This window comes from Chitinophaga sp. CF418 (assembly GCF_900142925.1).
GTDB lineage: Bacteria > Bacteroidota > Bacteroidia > Chitinophagales > Chitinophagaceae > Chitinophaga.
Genome location: NZ_FRCN01000013.1, coordinates 11579 through 37285, shown reverse-complemented (window position 1 = coordinate 37285; position 25707 = coordinate 11579). Strand labels below are relative to the sequence as shown.

Genomic DNA, 25707 nt, shown 5'->3' with positions numbered 1-25707 from the left:
GCATTGCTTGAATGGCAGTTCCCGCCCCGGATGTAATAATGAAATTAAAGTGCTGTGCGACCTAAACCCGCTATTCGCAATAGCTAATTCTGGGGTTTGTACTGTTGCTGCATTGGAATTGATAGTTGCTTTGCGGATATTTTGGCGCAGGATTGTCTGTTACTTCCAGAGGGGGCATTGTTTGCCCATTGTAAGAAGGCATGGTGGTTTGAGCAGCTGAACCATTTCCTAAAGCTACATTTTTGGCATTCACATTACCATTGAAACTATAATCTATCATCGCATCCAGCAGGCGGTACACGCCATAATAATCCAGGGCATCATAAGCTTGGCGGGAGCTGGGCATCGCGTGGTCGGTTACATAGTTGTATTTATTAATGGTGGAAGACTTAAAATAAATAAAATCCTTCTCACTGTTTGGGATATTGATGTGTTTGTAGATGTCAATAGCCAAACGGTGGTCATTCACATCGTCCTCATCATATACTTGCGAAATCATTTTGGTATTGGAAGGGAAATTTTGCAATTGCTGCTCAGTAGTCAGATTACTGCTCCAGTTGAAGGCGTACCAGGGAGCCATCGTAAAGAGGAAACGCCCGTTTTGTCCCCAGCCTTTTTCCGTAAAGGCCTTATAGGCAAGGCCTATGCTGGCTCCTCCACCAAAAGAATGCCCCATAAAACCCACTTTACGCGTATCGATAATGTTCGGATAATCTGCCGCTGCTTTTACAAATCCTTCCCAAAGGGTCTGGTAGCGATGATCTACGCTGATGTCAATGGTACGGTATGGAACGAACACAACTACATAGCCCTTCTTCGCAATAAAATTGTATAGTCCTATATTGTAATCTTTGCTCTCCCCTCCATATGGATGCGAAAAAAATATGGTGGGTCTGGGCGAAGTAATGCCTTTGGGATAAAAGATCGACACCTCCGTACCAGCATATTGTGGGTTCGCAAAATCAATCTCGGCAACCTCATAGCCTCCATCAGATCCGTAACCGGATACAGGTTTTTGAATCGGTCCCTGGAGGCTACTATCGGTCTGCGATTGCAGTATTACTGATTCCTTATCGTTTTTGGAACATGCTGACATTGCAATGAACATCATTGCAGGCAGAAACAATCGCTTTTTCATTGTTTTTTTTCTTTTAAGGCTTCCAACATTTGTTCTTTGAGTTCCTGATATTTCTCGTATTGGCTGGCATCCAGTATTTTGCTGAGCGATGCATCTTTTTCTTTTTGAGAAGCCTTTAATTTTTTGAGCTTAGACAATTTTTTTTCGTCACTTTGCAGGACAGGGGCATTCTTCAGGGCGTATTCCAAATTGAGTGCCTGTACCTGCTCGATTTGTGCAGCATTTAATGCCAGCTTATTTTTCATCCATTCAGTCTGCATCTTTGCCCGCTGCTCAGGCGTGCTGTTTTGCATCGCTGCTTTGTTCTGTGCCGATGCTGAAAAGGCTATAATTGAAAAAGCTATTCCAAGCAATGCAGATCGTCTTTTTGTTTTACTAATCATTTTTGATACCGTTAAATTTTTAATTTCCTGTTTTATACAACAAATGTAGAAATATCGTAATTACCATTTTCAGAAAACGGGTGAGTCTGCCAAATTAAGGGTTGAAATACACTATCTGTCCGGCCATTTTCTGAATAGTATAGCCGTGCCTGAAAGAGCAGACTGGTAAAGAAAGGCTGATTATGGCTCCTATCTTCTTAAATTATTATCAGAAGTCTTACAACCGGATTTGGAAAGTGGCTTTCGGTTCGTTAATCAGAACGATATAGACAATTTTACAGCGTGTATTCAAATACGCCTGCATTGCAGCCGCAATTCGGGTGGACGCATTACAAACTGCTGTTATCAATTGGGTGGAAGGGAATTAGTCTTACAATTACGGAATCCAATTCCGAAATTGTAAGAAATCGATCATTTTAAGTCATAATCTATTGATTATCATATGTTAATTGTCCGAAACCAAGCGGCAATATCAATCTTCCTTTCCTCCGCCAACCCTTCCGTCTCCAGACTTTTCCTTCAACTTAAGTCCAACTCAAGCCCTATTCATTCCCGATTAAAGTTCAAATACTTTAGCTCACTTAAGGCTCATTATAAAGGGATTACTATAGCTCCTATGGAATATACAGATGCCCTTTTTACCCCCTTGTAATGCCCTCAATGAATAAAGATATATTCGAACAAAAACCTAATTATCAGCTTATTAATCCGTAAATTGAATAAATAATCTATTGCATGTTATGGCCCAAAACTTCAACATCCTTACGCAGGGGCTCTCCGGCCATGTCGGAGACCTGATCTATTACGAGCGGAACGGCAAACAATTCTGCCGTAAAATGCCTCAATATGGCCCGGACAGTATGTCTGCTGCCAGCAAGCAAAGCAGTCGCGAATTCGCCAGGGCCAGCAAGGCCGCAAAATCGATCCGTTCGGCCCTGAACGGTATCTGGCAACCCGCCCGGGACGAAACGACCGTATACAGGCTTAATAAGGCCGTTTATGCAGCGCTGAGGGAAGATACCCGGCATCCTCGCGGTAAACGTGTATTCGGTCCCGCTGCCCTGCATCAGCATCTCAAAGACTTCAGATATAATAAGAAGGCTGTCATGACTATCGGCGGAATAGATACTATACGCCAGGAGAATGGGAATGTGCTGGTGAAACTGCCCACCAACTGGCAACACTGGCTGAAACCGCCGAAAGACGCCCGTTATATACAGCTTCAGGCGGTAGCGCTGGATATGGACCTGGAACAGCATACCTGCCTTGGAACCACCACAGCAGCCAGCTGCGTTCCGTTGGGAGAAAAACAACATACGCTGTTGTTGCCAGCCACACCGGTTAGCGCCACTGCTACGATCGTTCTTTTGCAGATCCGTTTTTTGCACACCAATACAGGTATTCAGGCTGCCGGCACCACCAGCAGCGAACAGGCATTTGTAACAGCAGTGCTGGAACCAGTATTACCCTTGGAGGAAAAAACAGCGCATCCGCAGCAACCAGCTAAAACCGCCAGGATCGCGAAAAGAAGCCGCTCTGCGACGGAGATGCTGGCTAACAGACAACCCGAGACGACGATGCCTTCTCATAAACAGGAAACGAAGTCCGCAATCAGGGAAAGGTTTATTCAAAGGGGATTAATTCCCTTAACAGATCTACCGGAAGGACCAGCATAAATATCATCAATCAGGAATGTAGAACAGGAAGGTTTGCACAAACAAGATCAATACTAAAAAGCCTGGAAATAATCCCAGGCCCTTTAGTATGCTTTTTTATTGCCGCACAAATTCCTTTACCAGCACCATCGTACAATTTGTTGTAGAACGAAGCCTGATCTGTTTTACAGGCTGATACTCCGGATCGGCATAACAAGCCAATGCAGCTTCCTCCGAAGGGAACCGGATAATCGCATTCATTGTTTTTGCTACACCTTCTACGGCAATTGCATTGAGATCCGAAGCCAATACTTCAGCCCCATATTTCTGCAGTAATTCATACACAGGAGCAGCATAGTTGGCATACTCCTCCATATCAATGACATCATAACTATTGATATAATAAACAGCCATTGAAGAAACTTACAGGTTAAAAAATATATTCCGGGGGAGTAATGCCTTTGCAACGCAGATAAGTTGTTGCCTGCCCTCTGTGGTGTGTGATATGGTCCAAAGTACCGAAGAATCCGACGGTGGCCTCTTCATCCTTCGCCATTTTATCCACTGTATTTTCCAGTGCTGTGAAGGCTGCTTCAAGCCAGGCAATTGTCGCATCTCTATCCGCAGTTACCGCTGGTGGTTCCCAGGCCGGTTCTTCTTTTTCGATCAGTGTTGCTTTAAACCAGTGAATACCGTAACCGATATGGTGCATCAGTTCCCGGAAACTCCAAACCTCTTTCGTTGGCTTAAAATCATAATGTGCGGATGGCATTCCGTTCGCCACTGCCAGGGTGTAATTTTTTGAATTCTCCAGCTTGGCCAGTAATAGCTTTTTCATACTATGTTTATTTTGATAAAACAAAGCTAAAAAGCCTGCCCGGCGCTGACTTAAGACATCTTGCTGTTTTTAAAACCGCAATTGGGAAGGAGCTTTGCCGTATATATTTTTATATGAAGCAGAGAAATGTTCCAGGCTATTGAAACCACAGGAGAAGGCAATGTCAGTGATGGGTAGATGGGTATTCCTGATCAGCAAAGTGGCTTGCGCCAGCCTCACCTTTAATAGATAGGTATAGGGTGTAACACCTGTTAACTGTTTAAATAAGCGACTGAAATGAAAGGGACTCAAATGACCAATACCCGCCAGTTCGGTCAGGGAAATATTATCGGTAAAACGGTCATTAATATAATATTTCACCGATTCAATGATTGGCAGATAAAACTTCTTTTGTTTGTAGCTCAGTATAGGATGCGCCTGCGGGGCGCCAGCTGACACCACCATCAACAAAAGATTGGCAACAAGCTGTTCGATGAACAAAGAATCATGACGTGATTTCGCAAGTTCACAAAAGATGATGTGATGCAGATGTTCCGTCTGCGGTGTAGCCTTTATTAAAACCGACTGTATATCCGGGTTATTGAAAAACCAGGAAAACTCATTAGTCTGTCCTTTAAATGACTCCAGATTTTCAGCAGGCAATGAAAATATAGTACATTCATCAGGAAGATCATGTACGTGTCCCACCCTGTGTTCATATCCCGGCTTGCAAACCAGGAATAATCCATGGTGGGCATCGAGATCATTTCTAAACACTTTAAACTCGAAATTCCCTTTGCGTACATAAGCAATCGAGAATGTTTCCTGTGATTCGGTTTTTGACACTGTACACTCCGTGCATCGACATAAAAAGTCATGCACCGTGCACAATTGTGACTCGTAAAGTGTGGTAATATCTGCCTGCATAGTCTTTGTAATGTATAACAAAGTAAAGTGACATAAGTGACAACAGTATGTCAGCAGGAACCTTATCAAACGTTGTCACTTATCGTTACCTCCATGCTAACTAGCCCCGATACTGTTCTTCACTAACAGGTTCCAACCAGTTAACTATACCTCTCTCCGTATTAATACCAATCGCCGTATGAATCATCACTGCATCTGGAGATGCTCCATGCCAGTGCCTGGTTCCCGGTAATATATTGATAACACCACCTACCTCTACACGTCGTACAGGTTTCCCTTCTTCCTGGTAATAACAAGTCCCTTCTTTAATGAGTAGTATTTGATTGCCGGGATGCGTATGCCAATTATTCCTGGTTCCCGGTTCAAAAAGAACATCGCTGATGATACAATTAGTAGTTTCATCCGGAGTAACCAGGGGTTTCAGCCACGCCTGTCCGGTAAAGTATTCAGCCGGTGCTGGTTTGTAACCTTCTTTTTCTAACTGTTCCTTCGTATACTGTTTCATGATCTATTTGATGTTAATATCGGTTTAGAATTCCTGACTTGTCGGCCTGAATAATATCTCACTAATATCCACTTCTTCCGGCTGACTAGTGGCAAAAGCAATTGTACGCACGAAAGAATCAGCGGGAATAGCTTTTTCACATGCTTTTTTAAACACTTCTGCGATGTCAGGTTCAGAGATTGTGTCGGTAGCGACAATAGCATTCTCACCAACTGTAGCTCCATGCATTTCTTTCGAACACAAAGTTATCACTTTTAGCAGGGCCGGAGTTAACAATAATCAAATCATTAATTAAAAAAATCAAACTATTTTGATGCGCATCTCTCTTGGTGTCTGTCCGGTATTTTTCTTAAAAAGTTCACCTTTTTCGCCGAGCGGTTTAGGTAATTAACATGAATGTTAATCCCTTTCGCATATCCTGGGCTGTTCTTTTAGTTTCAGCCCGGTTTTGAAATCAGGTGTACTATTGACTGCCTGTGCATTTATTGAATAAAGTTATAAAATTCAAACCTAAACGATGCCGGCATCCGGATATTGCTAATATGCGAAATATTACCAGCATGGAAACCGCCTTAAACAACACAGGTATTCGAAATCAGAGGAAGGTATGAAGCAGATAGTTATCATTTAAATACACCTATCGGAAGATTAAAATAAGTGCTGAATTTCCCCAATTACTCATTAATATATTTATTAGAAAATAAGGCAGCCAGCCTAATAAAAAAAATTTTACTTACATTCCTTTTTCTCTACTTTTGGAAACCTGTCGATGTAAACGGATTGTTACTTTTTCCAAATTTTAAGACTAGTTAAAGCTTTAGAGTGATTATTGTGTGGGCAATTACGGGCCTGATCCGTTCTATTGCTTCACCTTTAGTATCCTGTTCGTTGTTCCATCAAACCATAATTGTTAAGCAATGAAATCCCTTAATGATGGCCCTTCAAAATACCCCAATATTGGACTGGCATTTGCTTTATACGCGTCCGCGATTTGAAGCAAAGCTCAGGAAAGAAATTGCCGATCTGCAATACGAGTGTTATTTGCCGATGCGGACCGTTACCCGGAAATGGAGTGACAGGATAAAAAAATTAAATGAGCCGCTATTTCCCGGCTATGTGTTCGTAAAAATTCCAAGGAAAGACCGCTATCGCATATTATTGTTAAGCGGCAGTGTCGGATTTGTATCATTCGAAGGCGAACCTGCTATATTACAGGAAAAGTTAATTGAAGATGTACGCAGACTCGAAATGCATGATACGGAATCAATCCCGTATTATTCTACGGGAGAGAAAGTGATGATCACGCAAGGTGCATTTGCAGGATTCGAGGGAGAATTGATACGCATACAATCGAAACTGAAAGTGGTGATAAAGATATCTCCCATAAAGCAGGCACTGGCCGTGGAGGTTGATAGTTCATGTATCAGCAGGTTGGTGTACTAGGAAAGAATTTTTTTGAAACTATGAAAAATTATCTATTTTAGGGGCCGCAAGAATAGTTAACCGAGACGTTAGAATAAGCATCCACCAACATTTTCAGCCTATCATAGAACTTTTGTGACTCATGTTCCTGTGACTTGATTGGGCGAAGCCGTGTTAACCACAGAAACCAAGTGTAAGGTATACGTAAGAAACTACGTAGAAACACGTGAACATGCTGTATAAATACGCAGAAATTCAGGGTATATATCACCACACGTTGTCCCGCCACCAGTCACACGTTTTTTGATATTGTATCTACCGTTTATAACCAATTCGAAGGTAAATGCTCAGAAATTATTTCATTATCGCCTGGCGGAATCTGCTCAGACATAAGGTATTCTCTTTCATAAACATATCTGGCTTATCAGTGGCAATTGCAGCTTGTCTGCTGATTCTTCAGTATATCCTGTTCGAGTTTAGCTATGATAAATTTCACACACGGGCGAACCTCATATACCGCGTAAAACAGGAACGCTATCAGGACGGCGCGCTGGCAGAGCGCTCCGCCAGGAGTTTTTCCGCCCTCGCCGATGCAATGAAAAGTGATTTCCCAGAGGTGCATAACGCTACTACCTGTTTCCCACTCGAATGCATCGTATCTGCTTCAGAAACAGAGAATATCACCCGCTCTTACAAGATGCCCCGCGTACTATTTGCGAGTGCATCATTCCTGAAGATTTTCAATTTCCCCATCATAAAAGGCCGTGATGCATTGGATGAACCGAATTCGCTCATCCTCACGGCATCCACAGCAAAGCGTTTCTTTGGTGATGCAGATCCTATCGGTAAGAAGTTAAGGGTCGTAAATTTCAACCAGGGAACGGATATTGACGGTTTTGTAAAAGGTGTATGCAGTGATATTCCCGCTAACTCGCATTTACAGTTTGAAATGCTGGTGTCCACCAATCCTAAAGATGTTTCATGGACCTATGCAGACAACTATACGTATGTTGAACTAAATGATAATGCGAACGCAGAGAGGCTGGAAAGTAAGCTGCCGGCCTTTCTTGCAAAATACACTTCCAGCTTGACAGGTAGTAACAAAGTAAAGCTGGGATTGCAGCCGATCACACAGATACATCTTTACTCTGATCTCACCGGCGAACCTACCGTGAGCGGTACTGGTAAACTGGTGTGGTTTATGGTGCTGATTGCAGTGCTGATCCTGATGATTGCATATATCAACTACATTAATCTCTCTACCGTAAAAGCAATGGAGCGTGCACGGGAAGTGGGATTGAGAAAGGTGTTCGGTTCGGAGCGTCTGACCTTAATGAAGCAATTCTTTTTTGAATCTTTACTGCTGAACTTCGTCGGTATTATCATCGCTATCCTTATCACACTGGTTTGTCAGGAGCTGTTTAATCAGCTGGCGGGAGTTGATATACCAATGGGATTCTGGACCAGTTACTGGTTCTGGCTGGCCTTCCTGGTATTACTGCTGGGGGGCGCGCTGGTATCAGGAATCTATCCGGCCTACCTGTTATCAGGTTATCAGCCTGTACAGGTACTGAAGGGGAAATTGCCACTAACAGGAGCAGGGATCAGCATAAGGAAGATACTGGTGGTATTCCAGTTTGCAGTGTCCATAGCACTGATTATCGGTACATATGCTATCTCCCGGCAGGTAAATTACATGAGAGAAACGAACCTCGGCATGAACATCGATCAGACCCTGATCGTTGATGCGCCTGCCAATAAACTGGAATCACAGGGAGGACAGAATTTTTATCAACGTATCAATACTTTCCGTACATCACTGTTACAATCTCCCAATATCAAAAGTGTGACAGCTGCTTCCAGCATGCCTGGTCTGGATATATTGTGGAACAGGCCTTATCAGCGCAGGGACGACGTATCTGCCAATAAGGGAAATATGTATGCGACGTTCTCTATCGGACCTGAATTCATCAACCAGTTTGACATAAAAGTGATAGCAGGACAACAGTTCTCTATTACACCCGATCAGATTACAGACAGCGCAAAGGCCACTATCCCTATCATGATCAATGAGTCTGCCGTAAAGGCTTTTGGCTTTGAAAGTGCGAAAGATGCAGTGGGAAAGATCCTGATCGATAAAAATGGCTTTGGCGTTACATTCGAGTATGAGATCGTTGGTGTACTACAGAACTTTCATCAGAAATCACTGAAAGAATCTTTTACACCCATCGTATTCCGTCTGGAAGATGGTTCCAGCATAGAATATTACGCAGCAAAAGTAAGTGCCACCAATATTGAAAAAACGATCGCATATATTGAAAAGAGCTATAAAGAATTATTCCCGTCGAGCCCTTTTCAGTATGCATTCCTGGATGAATTCTTCGACAGGCAGTATCGTACCGATGTGCGTTTCGGAAAGATATTCGGCCTCTTCTCCGGTTTCGCCATTTTTGTTGCCTGTCTTGGCCTCCTGGGTTTATCATTATTTACCAGCATGCAAAGAACAAAGGAAATTGGTGTGAGGATAACACTTGGCGCATCTGCCGTCAGTATCTTTGTTTTACTGGTGAGAGACTTTATGAAACTGATACTGATTGCATGCTGTATTGCATGGCCACTGGCATGGTGGGGACTATACCAATGGTTGCAGCATTATCCCTTCAGGATTGGCATCAGCCCCTTATTGTTTTTTATTCCAACTTTTATAGTGCTTTTCATTGCGCTGTTAACAGTGGCCTTTCACACATGGAAGGCGGGAAGATTGAATCCGATTAAAGCCTTAAAGTATGAGTAAGAAAAGATTGTTTATGTCGTAGAGCAATTATTACCCCAAAAGCTTGCCGGCTGATCATTCCTTGCCGGTAAGTAATTTTTGTTTCCTGTTTTGATGTAGAATTCAGGCAGACCGGAAGGTCTGCGCGTGTTGTTTTCCGGCTGCCCTGCCAGGGCGGTCAGGCGGAGCTATTTTGTTTTCAAAAAAATATACTGCTTTGTATGATAAAAGAGTTAATCCATACTGTTTTTGAAGATATTGCTGAACGATACCCTGCAAAGACTGCTGTGGAAGAAGATAACTATAGTATAACCTATCAGCAGCTGAACAAGCAGGGAAACAGAATTGCACATCTGATGTTATCCCTCAATATCAGCAGCGGCACTCATGTTGCAGTGATATTGCCCTCCGGCGTACATTTGGTAAGTACACTATTAGGCTGTCTGAAAGCCGGCGTTGTTTATTTACCCTTATCCCGCAATACCGGGATACCTGCACATCATATTTTTAATCAAACAAATCCCGGATTCATTATAACTGAAAGTGACCATCTGCCTGCGCTGGAGTCCATGCTGTCCGGATTGGGCGCAACCATGCCTCCACTACTTGTATTCCCTTCTTCAATGCATGGACTATTGAAAGGACTGGACCTGCAGGATATAGGCGTAATAAGTGCTGAAGAAGAACCTGCTATGTTGTGGGAATGGGATGGCGATAAATATGTACGCACAGATATATCATTGGACGATCAGCAGTTTACAGATCCGGGACTGGCTATCGACAAGCAGTCCGATGCGTATATATTTTTTACATCTGGCTCTACAGGCATCAGTAAAGGCATTATTGGTTCTTACAAGAGCCTTGCGCATTATATACACTGGCATCGGGGCGCCTTTAACGTGAATGATAGTACACGTATCAGTCAACTGGCTCCTGTGACGTTTGATGCTTCATTGAAAGATATATTGGTGGCTATTACCGCCGGCGCTACACTACACGTGCCGGGTGCCGGTTTGAAAGAACAGAGCGATCTGCTGGCTGCATGGTTGCATGAGAAAGACATTACATTGTTGCAAACAGTACCGTCTATATTCAGGCTTATTACAAAATCGCTGAAGGAGAAAGGTCGTGATCTTCCAGCACTGGAACAGGTAGTCCTGGCAGGAGAAAAACTATATGGAAAGGATGTGCTGAACTGGCGCTATGTGAATGGTGAAAAGGCACGCCTGACCAATATGTATGGCCTCACCGAGACTACCATATTGAAAAGCTGCTATCATATTCAGTCATGGAACTGGGACCCCGGAGAGACGATCCCGGTTGGTATGCCTATCAGCAATAGTATGATTGCTGTGGTAAACCAGGATCAGATATGTGCTCCGGGTGAAATAGGAGATATCTATATCAAGAGCCCTTTCATGACCAAGGGTTACCTGGATACTTCCCTGAACAGCATGTTGTTTGTTCAGAATCCGCTGGTGAATGATAGACAGGATATAGTTTGTTACACAGGGGATATCGGCCGTTACAGGGAAGATGGCAACCTGGAACTGCTGGGAAGAAGAGACGAACAGATAAAATTGCATGGTGTAAGGGTTGAACTGGATGCCGTGAAAGCTGTTGCATTAAAGCAGGAGGGCATCGAACAGGTAGAATTATTATTACACACTAATGATGAGTTTCAGCAGGAACTGATCTGCTACTATAGCGGGAAACAGTATGAAGCAGTAGCGCTAAGAACTTTGCTTGAAGCAGCGCTCCAGAAGGAGTATCTGCCTGCTTATTATATATGGCTGCCAGCTTTCCCATTGAATATAAACGGTAAAGTGGACAGGAAAAGACTGCCTCGTCCGTGGGAGTTGCTGGAAGATGATAACTATGAAGCTCCCTTGCCGGGAGTGGAAACACAGTTGTTGAAGATCTGGCAGCGTATACTGGGGAATGAGAAGATCAGCAGGAATGCGTCTTTCTTTGTTTCGGGAGGCTCTTCATTGAAAGCTATACAGCTGGTTTCCCGTATTTATCGTGAAATGGAAGTGCAGTTGTCTATTGCCGATGTATTTAATGCCTCATCTATTGCAGCACAGGCAGAACTGATCTATGCGAGTGCTAAGCACTTCCAGCCAATTATCACTCCGGTGGCCCAACAGTCGCATTACGGATTGTCCCACGGACAAAGAAGATTATGGGTATTGGAACAGTTGCACGATAAGCTGGCAGCATACGCGAGGCCTGATACTTATCATTTGCAGGGAACGGTAGATATACAGGCCCTGGAAGAAGCATTCAGGTCAGTAATAAAACGGCATGAGAGCTTGCGTACTGGCTTTATTGCTGTGGACGGGGAACCCCGGCAGGTCGTTATTCCTGCGGAATTGCTGGAATGGAATATCACATACACAGATCTCCGTGCAGCAGCAGAACAGGAGAAACAACTGGAAGAAATATTAAGCAGGGAAACACAGGTACATTTTAACCTGGAAAAAGCGCCACTGATCAGGGTAAGCCTGGTGCAGTTGTCGGAAGAGGAATATGTGCTGGTGCATGCTTTACATCATATCATCTCGGATGAGTGGTCCATGCAGGTCCTGATCCGGGAAGTACTTGGGTTTTATAGCGATCCTGCATTGGTATTGCCCGATCTGACATTCCAGTACAAGGACTATGCAGCCTGGCAGGCAACACAACTAAGTGGGACAAATCTGAAGAAGCACGCAGACTACTGGTTGTCTCAATTGCAGGGAGAATTACCTGTGTTGGAACTGCCTGCAGATGACGAGCGCCCTGTGGTAAAAAGTTATAAAGGTGCGCAGGTAGCTGTAGAACTACCAGCGGCGTTAATAAGCCGTTTAAAGGCACTGGCAGAAGTAGAGGGGGCTACCTTGTTCATGGGGCTTGTATCGCTGGTGAAGACGTTATTATACCGTTATTCCGGCCAGGAAGATATTATCACCGGTATACCTGTTACAGGCAGAAGTGGGGCAGGCCTGGAGCAGCAGATAGGTTTTTATCTGAACACATTGCCATTGAGAAGCCGCATTAATGGAGAACATGGTTTTGTAACCTTACTGCAACAAATTAAAGAGCACGCACTGGCATTGTATGCACATGAGGTGTATCCTTTTGATCTGTTGGTAGATCAGCTGCATTTGCAAAGGGATATGAGCCGGTCACCGGTATTTGACGTAGCCATTATCTACCGGGAAGAACAGACTGCGCAGCAGGCGCCTGAAATGGAGGGCGTACAGATATCACAGATCGGTATGCCGGTACACACAAGTCTGTACGATCTCACTTTCTGGTTCTCACATATCGGTGAAACTGTAAAGCTTACACTGGAGTATAATACGGACGTATTTGCAGCGCAACGGATCACGAATGCATGTGATCATCTGCTGCAATTACTGGAGAATATACTGGCTGATAGCAGGCAGCCGCTGAACAAGATCAGTTATCTCTCTATCCGTGAAATGACATGGATAGAACAGCAGCTGACAGGAATACAGCAGGCGTATCCTGCTGCAAGTACGTTGATCGCTTTATTTGAAGAACAGGTACGGCAGACGCCGGCGCAGAAAGCACTGGTGATAGGGAATGAGGCCTGGTCATATTATGATCTGAATGTAAGGGCTAACCAATTGGCGAATTATCTGCTGCAGCAGTTTAAGATTGCACCAGGCGACGTTATAGCCCTGAAGACGGATAGAAATGAATGGTTGCTACCGGGCATATTGGGTATTCTGAAAACAGGCGCAGGGTATTTGCCGGTAGATCCTTCGCTGCCGGAAGCAAGGATAGCCTATATGCTGAACGACAGCAATACGCGAATTATACTGACTGACCGGCAAGAAGAAGAGGTGGGTTTTACAACTGTATATATGCCAGATGTATTTAGAGCGCCGTATACATTGCTGGTGGATAATCCGTCTATAGTAGCCAGTGGCGATAGCCTGGCTTATATGATGTATACTTCCGGATCAACAGGAACTCCTAAAGGCGTAATGGTGCCTAATAAAGCAGTGATCAATCTCCTGCATAGTATGACTGGCATGCTGGAAGTTAAAAGCAGTGATAGCTTGCTGGCAGTAACCACTTATTCATTTGATATTTCCGTACTGGAATTATTCCTGCCATTGCTTAACGGTGCAACAGTGATCCTCGCGGGGAATGAAGTAGTGAACACTCCATTCCTGTTACAGGAAATGATCCATGCGCAACAGCCAACGATCATGCAGGCAACACCCTCACTATGGAGTTTGTTATTTGAACATGGCTGGACTGGCCATAGCGGTATGAAGTTATTATGCGGAGGTGAAGCGCTTAGCCGGACACTGGCTGCTCAGTTATTGGGAGCAGGGGCAGAAGTATGGAATGTATATGGTCCTACAGAAACAACGATATGGTCTGCAGCGCACAGGGTAATGACTGCGGATGCTGTTATTCCCCTGGGAAGACCCGTAGCGAATACAAATATTTACCTGCTGGACGATCATTTTATGCCTGTGCCAACAGGTGTTCCGGGCAATCTTTTTATAGGAGGTGCAGGGCTATCAGATGGTTACTGGAAACGCTCAGCACTAACAGCAGAAAAGTTCATTGAGGTGCCATCAGTGGCAGATGGCTTATTATATCGCACGGGCGACAAGTGTTCCATTGGCTTTGATGGTCTGCTGTATTTTTCAGGCAGGGAGGATGAGCAGGTGAAGATCAGAGGGTATCGTGTGGAGACGGGAGAGATCGCAGAACAGATCAGTCAGTACGAAGGTATTTTACAGTCTGTAGTGGTGTTGAAAACTGTTGATACTGAGCAGAAGCTGGTCGCTTATTTTGTCGCGCCAGAGAAAGTAGATATTGCAGCATTGCGTAATTACCTTGCAGCGTTCCTGCCGGCATATATGATACCATCTGCGTTTGTGCAGTTGGAACAATTGCCTGTTAACGCTAACGGAAAAATCGACAGGAAAGCACTGCCACTGCCGGAATTGTATGATGCCCGGGAGTATGTAGCGCCAGTAACAAAAGAAGAACGTACAATTGCCGCAATATGGCAGGAGATATTGGGTGTCGATACGCTGAGTGTGACAGATAATTTCTTTCATCTCGGTGGTCATTCACTGAAGGCCATACAGGTCATTGCAAGGATATACAGGGACCTTCAGATCAGGGCGGAGTTGAAGGATTTGTTCCGTTATCCTGTATTAAGTGCATTTGCGGCAGCGGTGAGAAAAGCGGATCATAGTACTTATACCCATATTCCGGAAGTGCCATCGCAGGAATATTATCCGTTATCACATGCACAACGGAGACTATGGCTGTTAAATCAACTGGAAGGTAATGCAGTATTATACAATCTGCCAATGAGTTACTACTTCAATGGTACATTGAATGAAGCCGCTTTGAACTACGCTTTCAGTACATTATTGGCAAGACATGAGAGCCTGCGTACACGCTTTGTAATGAAAGGCGATAATCCCGTACAGGAGATTATATCCATAGAACATCTCACGTTTAAAATCGTCAGGGAAGATCTTCGCTTAGAGGAGGATGCCCGCAAAGTAGCTGAGGCAAGAGCACTTGAACTGGCATTGCTTCCATTCGAGTTGTCTGACGCGCCGCTGCTACGGGTACATTTACTGCAGACGGCAGATCATGAGTGTTTATTCTTCTTGTGCATACACCACATCATAGCAGATGAATGGTCCATCCGCCTGCTGATACGTGAACTATTGTTTTACTATAATAGTTTTCAGCGTGAAGACATTACACCACTACCATCATTAAGGATACAATACAAAGACTATGCTTCCTGGCAGCTGGAAGCATTGAATGAGGCACAGTTGACGTTGCACCGGAAGTATTGGAAAGAACAGCTGGGAGGAATATTACCTAAGCTGGAACTGCCATCAGACAGGTTAAGGCCGGTTGTACAGCATTACAGCGGCGGACAGGTAAGTTACAGGTTTAACCAGGAAGGGATCACCGGGTTAGACCTCCTGTGCAGACAGGAACACGCAACGCGTTTTATACTGCTTACCGCGCTGGTGAAAACCCTGTTATTCAGGTACAGTGGACAGGAAGATATTATTGTAGGAACGCCGGTAGCTGGCAGGGATCATACAGACCTGGAGAACCAGATCGGTTATTACCTGAATATTTTGCCTTTGCGCTCTTATCCGGGAGGCAGGACAACCTTCCGTCAATATCTGCGGGAGCTAAGGGAAACAGCCTTCAATGCTTATACACATCAGGCTTATCCTTTTGATATACTGGTAGATGAACTGGGACTGGAACGGGATATCAGCCGTGCACCATTGTTTGACATCGTGATCACATTGGAGAATACTGCTGAAGATCTGTATCCTGAGATGAATGATATAGCGATCACTGAAGTAGTGCTGAAACCGGAACTGAGTAAGGTTGACCTGCATTTTATATTCAGGGAAACCAGCGAAGGGCTTTATCTGAAGCTGGAATACAGCCGGGAATTGTATGACGGAGATCGTATGGTACGGATGATGCAGCACCTGGAAAGCCTGATGATAGCAGTTGCCAGGGATCCTGAAACGGAGCTTGCAAGATTGAACATCTTGCCCGGGGCAGAACGTACACAGATATTATCAGTATTCAACAATACAGATTTTACCTATCCCGGGAACATTACGCTGGCGGCCCTTTTTGAGGCGAAGGTAAAGCAGTCGCCGGATGCCATAGCGCTTGTGTCAGGAGATAGGTCGATGACATACAGCATACTGAACGAGAAAGCCAATCGCCTGGCAAAAGTATTACGGCATCAGCATGGCGTTGAGCCGGGAACACCTGTCGGAGTAATGGCTGGTCAGCAGGAGTGGCTGATTGTTTCCATTCTTGGCATATTAAAAGCAGGAGGCGCTTATGTACCGATCGATGCGTCTTATCCTCCTGAAAGGATCAGGTACATTATAGAAGATACTTCTTTACCATTGCTGATAACGATATCAGACTATCTGCTGGATGTAACATATTTCACAGGACAGTTGCTGGTAGCAGATATTGAAATACCTGAATTGCCGAAAAGCGAAGATAATCTACCCTTACTTTCCGGCCCATCAGATCTGGCTTACATCATATATACCTCCGGTTCGACAGGTAAGCCCAAAGGTGTGATGATCAATCATGCCGGTGTGGTAAACATGGTGCATAACGAGCTGTCTGTTTTCGGTACCAGCACAACAGACAAGGTGTTGCAGTTTGCATCTCCTTCCTTCGATGCTTCCGTAGCAGAGATCTTTATGGCTTTTGCGGCCGGAGCAACATTAGTACTGATCCCCGCTACAGTGGGCCGGGATGCTGCCAGGGTGACGGAATACATGGAAGTTGCCGGCGTTACGGTAGTGATACTACCTGTTTCCTATCTGACGGCATTGGATACTACGAAACTGCATTTCCTGCGGAAGATCATTACTGCGGGCGATGTTGCGCATGTGCCTACAGCAGTTGCATGTGCCGCTTTCGCAGAGTACTATAATTGTTATGGCCCTACAGAAGCTACAGTATGGGCAAGCTCTTACCAGGTAACAGCCGCAGACGCAGGCCTGGGTAGATTGCCGATAGGAAAACCCGTGCATAATGTACGAATGTATATACTGGATGAATTACAACAGTTGTTGCCCGTAGGTATCAACGGTGAGATATGTATTGGAGGCGCCGGTGTAGCGATGGGATATTATAATAACGAAATACTATCAACAGCGAAGTTTGTCAAAGATCCCTATGGAGAGGGATTCTTGTATAGAACAGGAGATACTGGCCGCTGGTTAGCCGATGGTAATATTGATTTCACAGGAAGACTGGATGACCAGGTGAAGATCAGAGGTTACCGCATTGAGACAGGAGAAGTGGAGCAGGCGCTGTTAACTTATCCCGGCGTCAGCGCAGTGGTAGTAAAGGCCTTTGGCAATGATGCTGAGAAATACCTCGCAGCATATTATACAACAACAGGCAATATAGCAGGTGCTACTCTACGTGCTCATCTCCAGCAGTTCTTACCTGAATATATGCTGCCATCCTATTTTGTACAGGTGGAGCAATTCAGGATGAATAACAGCGGTAAAATTGACCGTAAAGTGCTGAAAGCGCCGCAGGCTGATACGGAAGTGCTGGTACAACAACCAGTGACACCGACTGAAACTGCATTACTGGAAATATGGAAAGAAGTACTGGGTAACGAACAACTGGGTACAAAGCATCACTTCTTTGATGCAGGAGGACATTCCCTGAAAGGGATACAGGTGGTAACCCGGGTATATAAACAGCTGGGCATAAGAATAGAATTGAAAGACCTTTTCCTGCATCCGGTATTGTCTGACCTGGCAGCGGAAATTGACAGGACACAGGCCGGTAGTTATACACCTATCAGCACTGTGGCTGCGCAGACACATTATAAGTTGTCGCATGCACAGCGTAGGTTGTGGGTATTGGATCAATTTGAACCGGAAGGCTCTATCGCTTATAATCTGCCGGTATGTTACCGCCTGGAAGGTAAGCTGGACAGGGATGCATTGGTGACAGCATTCGATATACTGATTGAACGCCACGAAAGTCTAAGGACAGTCTTTGAGGCAGTAGAAGGTGTACCCATGCAGTGTATACGGACGGCGACAGAAAGTGGCTTTAAATTGCAGGATGAAGATCTTCGTGGTCATCCGCAGGCGGAAGAGCAGGCAAGAACTGAAGCGATGCAGCTGGCGCTCGAACCATTTGATCTGAAGAATGGTCCATTGCTGAAAGCAAAATTGATGCAGACAGCAGATGAGGTATTCCTGTTTGTACTGTCTATGCATCATATTATTTCAGATGAGCGCTCATTGCGCGTTATACTCGAAGAGTTGATCGCATTGTATAACTCAGCGCTTACAGGAACACCGTACAGTTTACCGGTGTTAAAAGGACAGTATAAAGACTATGCGGCATGGCAGGAAACGGAGTTGACAGGAGAGAAAGTGCAGCAGCACCGTACTTACTGGCTGAACCGCTTCGAAGGAGACATCCCTGTACTGGACCTGCCAGCTGATCATCCCAGACCTCCCGTGCAGACCTATAACGGTGGACAAGTGTATATCAAATTGCCGGAAACATTGAGTAATGGCCTCAAAGAGCTGGCTTCTTCAGAAGGCGCCTCACTCTTCATGGGGTTGGTAACACTGGTAAAAACATTGTTATACCGTTATACAGGCCAGGAAGATATTATTATCGGATCGCCGGCGGCAGGACGCGAACATCCTGACCTGGAACACCAGATAGGATTTTTTATTAACACATTGGTGTTGCGGTCCCGGTTTGCCGGCAAAGAAAGTTTCCGCAGCTTATTACAGCAGGTAAAACAGACCGCTCTTGAAGCATATTCGCACCAGGTATACCCATTTGATACGCTGGTGGATGAGCTGGACCTGGAACGGGATATGAGCAGGGCGCCGCTGTTTGATGTGGTGGTTGTACTGGATAATACCAGTGAGCAGCCACTGCCTGCAATGCCTGGTTTAAATGTAGAAGATGCGCTCATACAGTTGCCGGTAAGCAAGATTGACCTGCGTTTCTTCTTTACCGATACGGCTGCTGGTATCGGGTTGACACTGGAGTATAATTCTGATCTGTACCACCGCGATCGTATAGAACGGATGACCGCACATCTGGAGCAGCTGCTGATATCGGTTTTGGCGTCTCCTGAAAAGAGCCTTCAGACATTTGAGATCTTATCTGATGTTGAGCACGAACTGCTGACATCATTCAATAATACAACAGTTGTCTTTCCTGTCGGGGAAACGCTGGTAGATCTTTTCGAAGAGCAGGTAATACTTCATCCGGATGCCATTGCACTGGAAGGAGCCGGATGGAGTTGCAGCTACCGCACATTGAATGAACGTGCGAATCAGTTGGCAAGGCTGCTGCTGGATACACACCATGTGGAAAAAGGAAACATTGCGGCTATTATGCCTGGTCGGAATGAATGGCAGATCATCGGGTTATTAGGGGCATTGAAAGCAGGGCTGGCTTATCTACCAATAGATAGTAAACTCCCCAAAGATCGTATCCGGTTTATGCTGGAAGATTCCGGAGCGAAGATATTACTGACAGAATCTGCATTCATGTTTGATATTGACTATTTCAGCGGGTCGCTGGTGGTAATGGATATCGAACTGTATAATGCAGACCTGCCACTGGAAAACCCGGAAGTAACAACCGGAGCCAATGACCTGGCTTATATTATTTATACTTCAGGATCTACTGGTCAGCCGAAAGGTGTAAAGATCAGGCATAGCAGTGCCGTAAATATGGTATTTAACCAGCAGCACGTCTTATCTGTCAGCAGAGAAGATAAGGTGCTGTTGTTCTCTTCCTTTTCTTTTGATGGCGCAGTTTTCGAAACCTTCATGGCAATATGCGGAGGTGGTGTATTGGTAATGCCGGAAGAGGACACTGTGAAGAATGCAGAAAAGCTGTTGGACTATGTAGCCTTGACAGGCATTACTGCCGCTGTATTTCCGTCTGCTTTTGCTGCTTTGCTGCCACCGGACCGGTTATCTGCATTGCGCTTTATGATTACGGCAGGAGATGTGGCGCCGGTGGAAACTTTATTAAAGGCCAGTGAATATACGACTTGCTATAATGGGTATGGACCTACAGAAAATACAGTATGTACGACCCTCTATAAAGTGAGTGGATCTGACGCTGGCAGACGTTCCCTGCCAATTGGCCGGCCGGTGGGTAATGTGCAGGTGTATGTGTTGAATACTGCGTCAGCAATCCAGCCTGTAGGGGTAGACGGAGAACTGTGTATAGCAGGCGCCGGCCTGTCTGCCGGATACCTTGACCGTCCCGGACTGACAGCAGATAAGTTTATCGCCAATCCTTTTGGCAGCGGCTTACTGTATAGAACGGGAGATAAAGGCCGCTGGCTGCCGGATGGTAATCTGCAGTTCAGCGGACGTATGGACAATCAGGTTAAGATCCGTGGTTTCAGGATAGAGAAAGATGAGATAGCGCAGGCATTGTCCCTTTTCCCGGGCATTAATGGCGTTGCAATTGTTGTGAGAGAATTAGCGGGCGACAAATACCTTGCGGCCTATTATGCGGCTCAGAATGCGATTGATGGGCTTTTATTGAGGCAGTTCCTGGGAAGGAATTTACCGGACTATATGATCCCCGCCAGGTTCATACATCTGGAAGCCCTGCCGTTGAACAGCAGTGGTAAGATCAGTTACAGGCATTTACCGGTTCCCGCAGACCAGCAGGTAGCTGCTGAAGAGACAGGAGGAACGGTAACAGAACAGCGTCTGCTGGCTATCTGGAAAGAAATATTACAAAGGGGCGATATTGGGTTCTCCAGCGATTTCTTTTTATCGGGTGGTCATTCATTAAAGGCTATTCAGCTGATCACAAGAATATACCGTGAATTTGGCGTGCAGTTATCCATAGGGGATATTTTCGGCAACACCGTGCAGGCAAGCCTGGCAACCCTGATTGATCAGGCGCAGCAACAACAGTTCAGGGAAATACCCGTAGCACCGGAGGCTACATACTACCCGCTGTCACATGCGCAGCAACGCTTATGGCTACAGACGCTGCGTTTGAGGGATGTACAGGCATTCAATGGTATTGAGGTCTACCGCATCAGTGGGCAGCTGAGACGGGATGTGCTGGAAGCTGCGTTTGCAGCAGTAGTGGCGAGGCATGAAAGTCTGCGGACAATATTTGTCACCCGCGAAGGAACTCCCATGCAGCAGGTGGTGAATGCTGACTTCCGTATGGTGTATGAAGATCTGCAGGGTGTACCAAAACAGGACGAAGAGATAATAACGCGTATCCGTCAGGCAGGAGAGTGGAAATTTATACTGGATCAGGGGCCATTGATGCGTGTATTGTTGTTGCAGACGGGAGCGGAGGAGCATGTATTGCTGTTGGCATTGCATCATATTATTTCAGATGAATGGTCTATGCAGGTGTTAATAAGGGATCTGTTGACCAGTTATAATGCCGGTGTAAAGGGAGCGCTTAACCCATTGAAGCCCCTGCGTATTCAGTACAAAGACTATACACTATGGCAGGCGCAGGAACTGAGCGGTGAGCGGTTAGCCGCGCATGAGCAATACTGGTTGCAACAGTTGGGGGGAACTTTACCACAGCTAACTTTACCGGCAGACAGACCAAGACCGGCAACACCATCATTCAGCGGAGAACAGCTGACATTCCGGATTTCAGAAGAAAGTAGTGCTGGGTTAAGGCAATATGTGAAGGCAAATCAGGCCACACTATTCATGGGATTATTGTCACTTGTGAAGGCGCTCTTATACCGTTACAGCGGGGAGCGTGATATCATTATCGGAACACCGGTAGCCGGCAGGGACCATGCAGATCTGGAAGACCAGATTGGTTATTACCTTAACACAGTGGCATTACGAACCCAGGCAGATGGCGAAGCAGGGTTCAATATGTTACTGCAGCAGGTGAAGCAAACAGCCACAGATGCATTTGAACATCAGGTATATCCGTTTGACAGACTGGTAGAGGTGTTGGCGGCAGGAGAGGATGTAAGCCGGAATCCTGTTTTTGATGTGGTGATGATATTGCAGAATATCCGCCTGGAACCACTGGCAGCATTGGAAATGGAAGGAGTAGATATTGAACCCTTACCTGGACAACTGAAAACAAGCAAGGGTGATCTGCGATTCCTCTTTGCGGAAGAAGAAGGGTATATCAGTGGAAACATAGAGTATAGTACAGACCTGTTTGACAGGGAACGCATAGCCCAGATCATTAAAGACCTGCAGTCATTATTGGCATTGGTTCTTCAGTCACCTGAAGTATCTGTCTCATCGCTGGCGTACAGAGGTGATGAATCTCAGCCTGCCGCATCATTTAATGCACCTGTATCAGCGCCTGTATATCCATTGCTGACAGATATTATCGCTGCACAGGCATTACAACAGCGTAATAAAACAGCTATCAGGGATGGAGAGGGCGCCATCAGTTATGAAGAACTGGCAACACGCTATAATGTGTTGGCTGCTCACCTGGAACAGCATACAGGTATACAATCAGCGGTGGCCGTTGCATTGAAGGCAGGGATAACACAGGTCACCAGTCTGCTGGCATGTTTTAAAGCCGGTATGATATACTTGCCGATGGATGCCGGTATGCCTGTGCCGCAATTGATCTATATACTGAGAGAGGCTAAGCCTGCTGTATTGATTACCGACAGGGAGCAGGTACCGGCCTGGGAAGCAATATTCCAGCAGAGCGGACATACTGCGGAGATACTGGTGCCAGCTGAGTTGGAGGGTACAGCAACAGTAATATCAGGATGTGTTACCACAAACATGTCCGCCTATATATACTATACCTCAGGTTCTACAGGAATGCCAAAGGGAATAGTAGGAAGTCAGGGTAGTATCAGCCATTATACCCACTGGCATGCCGCAGCTTTCAATATCGGGGTGAATGACCATATCAGTCAGCTGGCGCCGGTAACATTTGATGCGTCACTGAAAGATATTTTCCCTGCATTGATGACGGGAGCCACATTACATATACCATCACCGGCTATTCGTCTGCAGATGGACCTGTTGACTACATGGTTATCTGATAACAATATTACTATACTGCAAACAGTGCCATCACTGTTCCGCTTGATCACAGCCAGTCTGCAGGGGCCATTGCCAGGCATCCGGCAGGTAGTGCTGGCCGGAGAACGGTTGTATGGCAGGGATGTGATCAATTGGAGAACAATACATGGTGCAGCCGCCAGCGTATCTAACCTGTATGGCCTGACAGAAACGACCGTATTAAAGACGTTTTATCATATACCGGAAACTGACTTCGCAGCGGGAGCAGTCATTCCTGTAGGACAACCCATCTCGCACACCGCTGTAGCTGTGTTGAATAATAATCACTATTGCCAGGAAGGAGAAATTGGTGAAGTGTATATCAGCAGCCCGTTTATCACCAAAGGCTATCTGTCACCTGCATATAAAGACATCTTCGTCGCACATCCATTTGTAGAGGGCGTACAGGTAGTGCGCACAGGAGATTTGGGACGTTATCTTCCCGGCGGGGTCCTTGAACTGTTGGGCAGGAAAGATGAGCAGGTGAAGCTACATGGTGTCAGAGTAGAAACGGCAGGCGTGCGGTCGGCTATCCTGGAGCAGGAGGGGATCACACAGACAGAACTGGTATTGCATGAAGAACAGGAGCTGATCTGTTACTATACAGGCAGGCCTTATGAAGCGGAAGAATTGAGGAAGGCATTGGCAGATGTGCTGCCGCAAAGCCATCTTCCGGCAGCTTATATATGGCTGGAAGTATTCCCGATGAATATTAACGGGAAGGTGGACCGTAAGCGCCTCCCTCGTCCGGAACTGGTATTGGCTAATCGTCAGCGGGCGTTGCCACATGCCGGTATTGAGCGGCTGGTAGCAGATATCTGGGAACAAATATTGGGTACAACAGATGTAGGCCGGAATGACTCGTTCTTTACAATGGGTGGTTCTTCGCTAAAGGCTATACAATTGCTATCACGCATTTACAAAATGTGTGAAGTCCAGCTAAGTATTGCAGATGTCTTTGAATATCCTACAGTAGCAGGGCAGGCGAAGCTGATATTGGGCGCGCTGAAAACAGCCTACCTGGCCATCCCACATGTAGCGGAAGCTGAAGATCACGCGCTTTCCTATGCACAACAGCGTTTATGGGTACTGGAAGAGCAGATGAAGGGACAATCCACGTTTAATATATTCATGAGTTATCGCCTGGAAGGCACATTATATCCGGCATTACTGCAGCAGGCATTTACTACACTGGTATTGCGACATGAGAGTTTAAGAACGGTGTTCGTGCTGAATAATGGCGTGCCAAGGCAAAAGATATTAACACATGCCAATGTCAGCATACAATATGAGGACCTGAGGGCGGCAACAGATAAAGAAGAGATAGTAGAGGAGTACAAAAAACAGGTAGCCTTATCACCATTCGATCTCAGTGGAGGTCCATTGATACGGGTAATGCTACTCCACTGCGACGAAGAAGATTATGTGCTGCTATTCGCCATCCATCATATCATAGCAGATGAGTGGTCATTACAGATATTGGTGAGAGAAGTGCTCAACCTGTACAATGGCTATGTAGCAGGAGCAGAAGCGATATTGCCGCCATTACCCCTGCAATACAAGGATTATGCACATTGGCAGTCGGCAGCGATGGATAGTGTTCGCCTGAAGGCACAGCGTAGCTACTGGCTGGCAAAACTGGGAGGAACATTGCCGGTGCTGGAACTGCCGGTAGACAGGCCAAGACCGGCAGTGCAAACTTATAACGGGCAGCAGTACCTCTTTGAATGGAGTGCTGAGATCAGTAACAGATGGCGTTCATTCCTGGAAGAACAGCAGGTAACGATGTTTATGGGATTATTGTCGCTCGTGAAGTTGTTATTATTCCGTTACAGTGGTCAGCAGGATATCATTGTAGGAACACCTGTAGCTGGTCGTGATCATCCGGACCTTGAAGGACAGATCGGTTACTATCTGAACACATTGGCCTTAAGAAGCAACATCAATGCAGAAGGCGGATTTGATGCACTACTGTTGGCAGTGAAACAAACTGCCCTGGAAGCATTCGATAACCAGCTGTATCCTTTTGACAGGCTGATAGAAGAACTGGGTGTGAACAGAGACCTCAGTCGCTCGCCATTGTTTGACGTGGTATTGATATTACAGAACGTACAGGTAGAAACCACGGCACTACCTGAAATGGCCAATGTATTGATCACACCTGCTGCAATTGATCCCGGTATCAGTAAGGGCGATCTGCGTTTCCAGTTTGAAGATCAGGGCACTCATATCAGCGGCAGCATAGAATACAACACAGACATTTATGACAGGGCGCGTATTGTACGTATGTTACTCCATCTTCAACAGCTGATAGCGGCTGTGACAGCGCAGCCTGGTCTGTCGTTAACTACACTCAATTATCTGACCGAAGAAGAACGGGAAGAAGAACGCTTCCAGTCTGATATGTTCAGCGCTACTATAGACAAAGGTTTTTAACCATTATAAAATCA

The 25707-nt window shown here is 45.7% G+C and carries 11 protein-coding genes; 4 read left to right on the top strand and 7 right to left on the bottom strand.

What is annotated here, in order from left to right; translation table 11 throughout:
* Window positions 1-70: 70 nt before the first annotated feature.
* Window positions 71-1138 (bottom strand): S9 family peptidase, encoded by a 1068-nt coding sequence (locus tag F3I09_RS25215; RefSeq protein ID WP_149697835.1) that lies wholly within the window; start codon window positions 1136-1138, stop codon window positions 71-73.
* Window positions 1135-1521 (bottom strand): hypothetical protein, encoded by a 387-nt coding sequence (locus F3I09_RS25210; protein ID WP_149697834.1) that lies wholly within the window; start codon window positions 1519-1521, stop codon window positions 1135-1137. The genes F3I09_RS25215 and F3I09_RS25210 overlap by 4 nt, the downstream gene beginning before the upstream one ends.
* A 740-nt stretch (window positions 1522-2261) precedes the next feature.
* Here F3I09_RS25210 and F3I09_RS25200 point away from each other — a divergent pair.
* A complete protein-coding gene (locus F3I09_RS25200) occupies window positions 2262-3197 on the top strand; it encodes a hypothetical protein (RefSeq protein ID WP_149697833.1) in 936 nt (311 codons plus the stop codon).
* 96 nt (window positions 3198-3293) lie between these two features.
* Here the strand turns inward: F3I09_RS25200 and F3I09_RS25195 are convergent, their stop codons facing one another.
* The 5 genes from F3I09_RS25195 to F3I09_RS25175 all read right to left on the bottom strand — a co-directional run bounded on the left by F3I09_RS25195 (window position 3294) and on the right by F3I09_RS25175 (window position 5668).
* Window positions 3294-3590, bottom strand: coding sequence for a DUF1330 domain-containing protein (locus tag F3I09_RS25195; protein ID WP_149697832.1), 297 nt, complete (start codon window positions 3588-3590; stop codon window positions 3294-3296).
* A gap of 16 nt (window positions 3591-3606) precedes the next feature.
* Window positions 3607-4014 (bottom strand): DinB family protein, encoded by a 408-nt coding sequence (locus F3I09_RS25190; protein WP_149697831.1) that lies wholly within the window; start codon window positions 4012-4014, stop codon window positions 3607-3609.
* A gap of 69 nt (window positions 4015-4083) precedes the next feature.
* Window positions 4084-4839, bottom strand: coding sequence for an AraC family transcriptional regulator (locus F3I09_RS25185; protein ID WP_188133956.1), 756 nt, complete (start codon window positions 4837-4839; stop codon window positions 4084-4086).
* Between the two features lie 181 nt (window positions 4840-5020).
* Window positions 5021-5425 (bottom strand): cupin domain-containing protein, encoded by a 405-nt coding sequence (locus F3I09_RS25180; RefSeq protein ID WP_149697829.1) that lies wholly within the window; start codon window positions 5423-5425, stop codon window positions 5021-5023.
* 24 nt (window positions 5426-5449) lie between these two features.
* Window positions 5450-5668: a hypothetical protein gene (locus tag F3I09_RS25175; RefSeq protein ID WP_188133955.1), complete on the bottom strand. Its 219-nt coding sequence runs from the start codon at window positions 5666-5668 to the stop codon at window positions 5450-5452.
* 714 nt (window positions 5669-6382) lie between these two features.
* Between F3I09_RS25175 and F3I09_RS25170 the strand changes: the two genes are divergently transcribed.
* The 3 genes from F3I09_RS25170 to F3I09_RS25160 all read left to right on the top strand — a co-directional run bounded on the left by F3I09_RS25170 (window position 6383) and on the right by F3I09_RS25160 (window position 25693).
* The gene (locus F3I09_RS25170) at window positions 6383-6868 is read left to right on the top strand and encodes a UpxY family transcription antiterminator (protein WP_188133954.1); all 486 of its coding nucleotides are present in this window, start codon (window positions 6383-6385) and stop codon (window positions 6866-6868) included.
* Window positions 6869-7190: 322 nt separating this feature from the next.
* Window positions 7191-9641, top strand: a complete 2451-nt coding sequence (locus tag F3I09_RS25165) for an FtsX-like permease family protein (protein WP_149697827.1) — start codon at window positions 7191-7193, stop codon at window positions 9639-9641.
* 200 nt (window positions 9642-9841) lie between these two features.
* On the top strand, window positions 9842-25693 hold the full coding sequence (locus F3I09_RS25160; protein WP_149697826.1) for a non-ribosomal peptide synthetase: 15852 nt from the start codon (window positions 9842-9844) through the stop codon (window positions 25691-25693).
* Window positions 25694-25707: the final 14 nt, after the last annotated feature.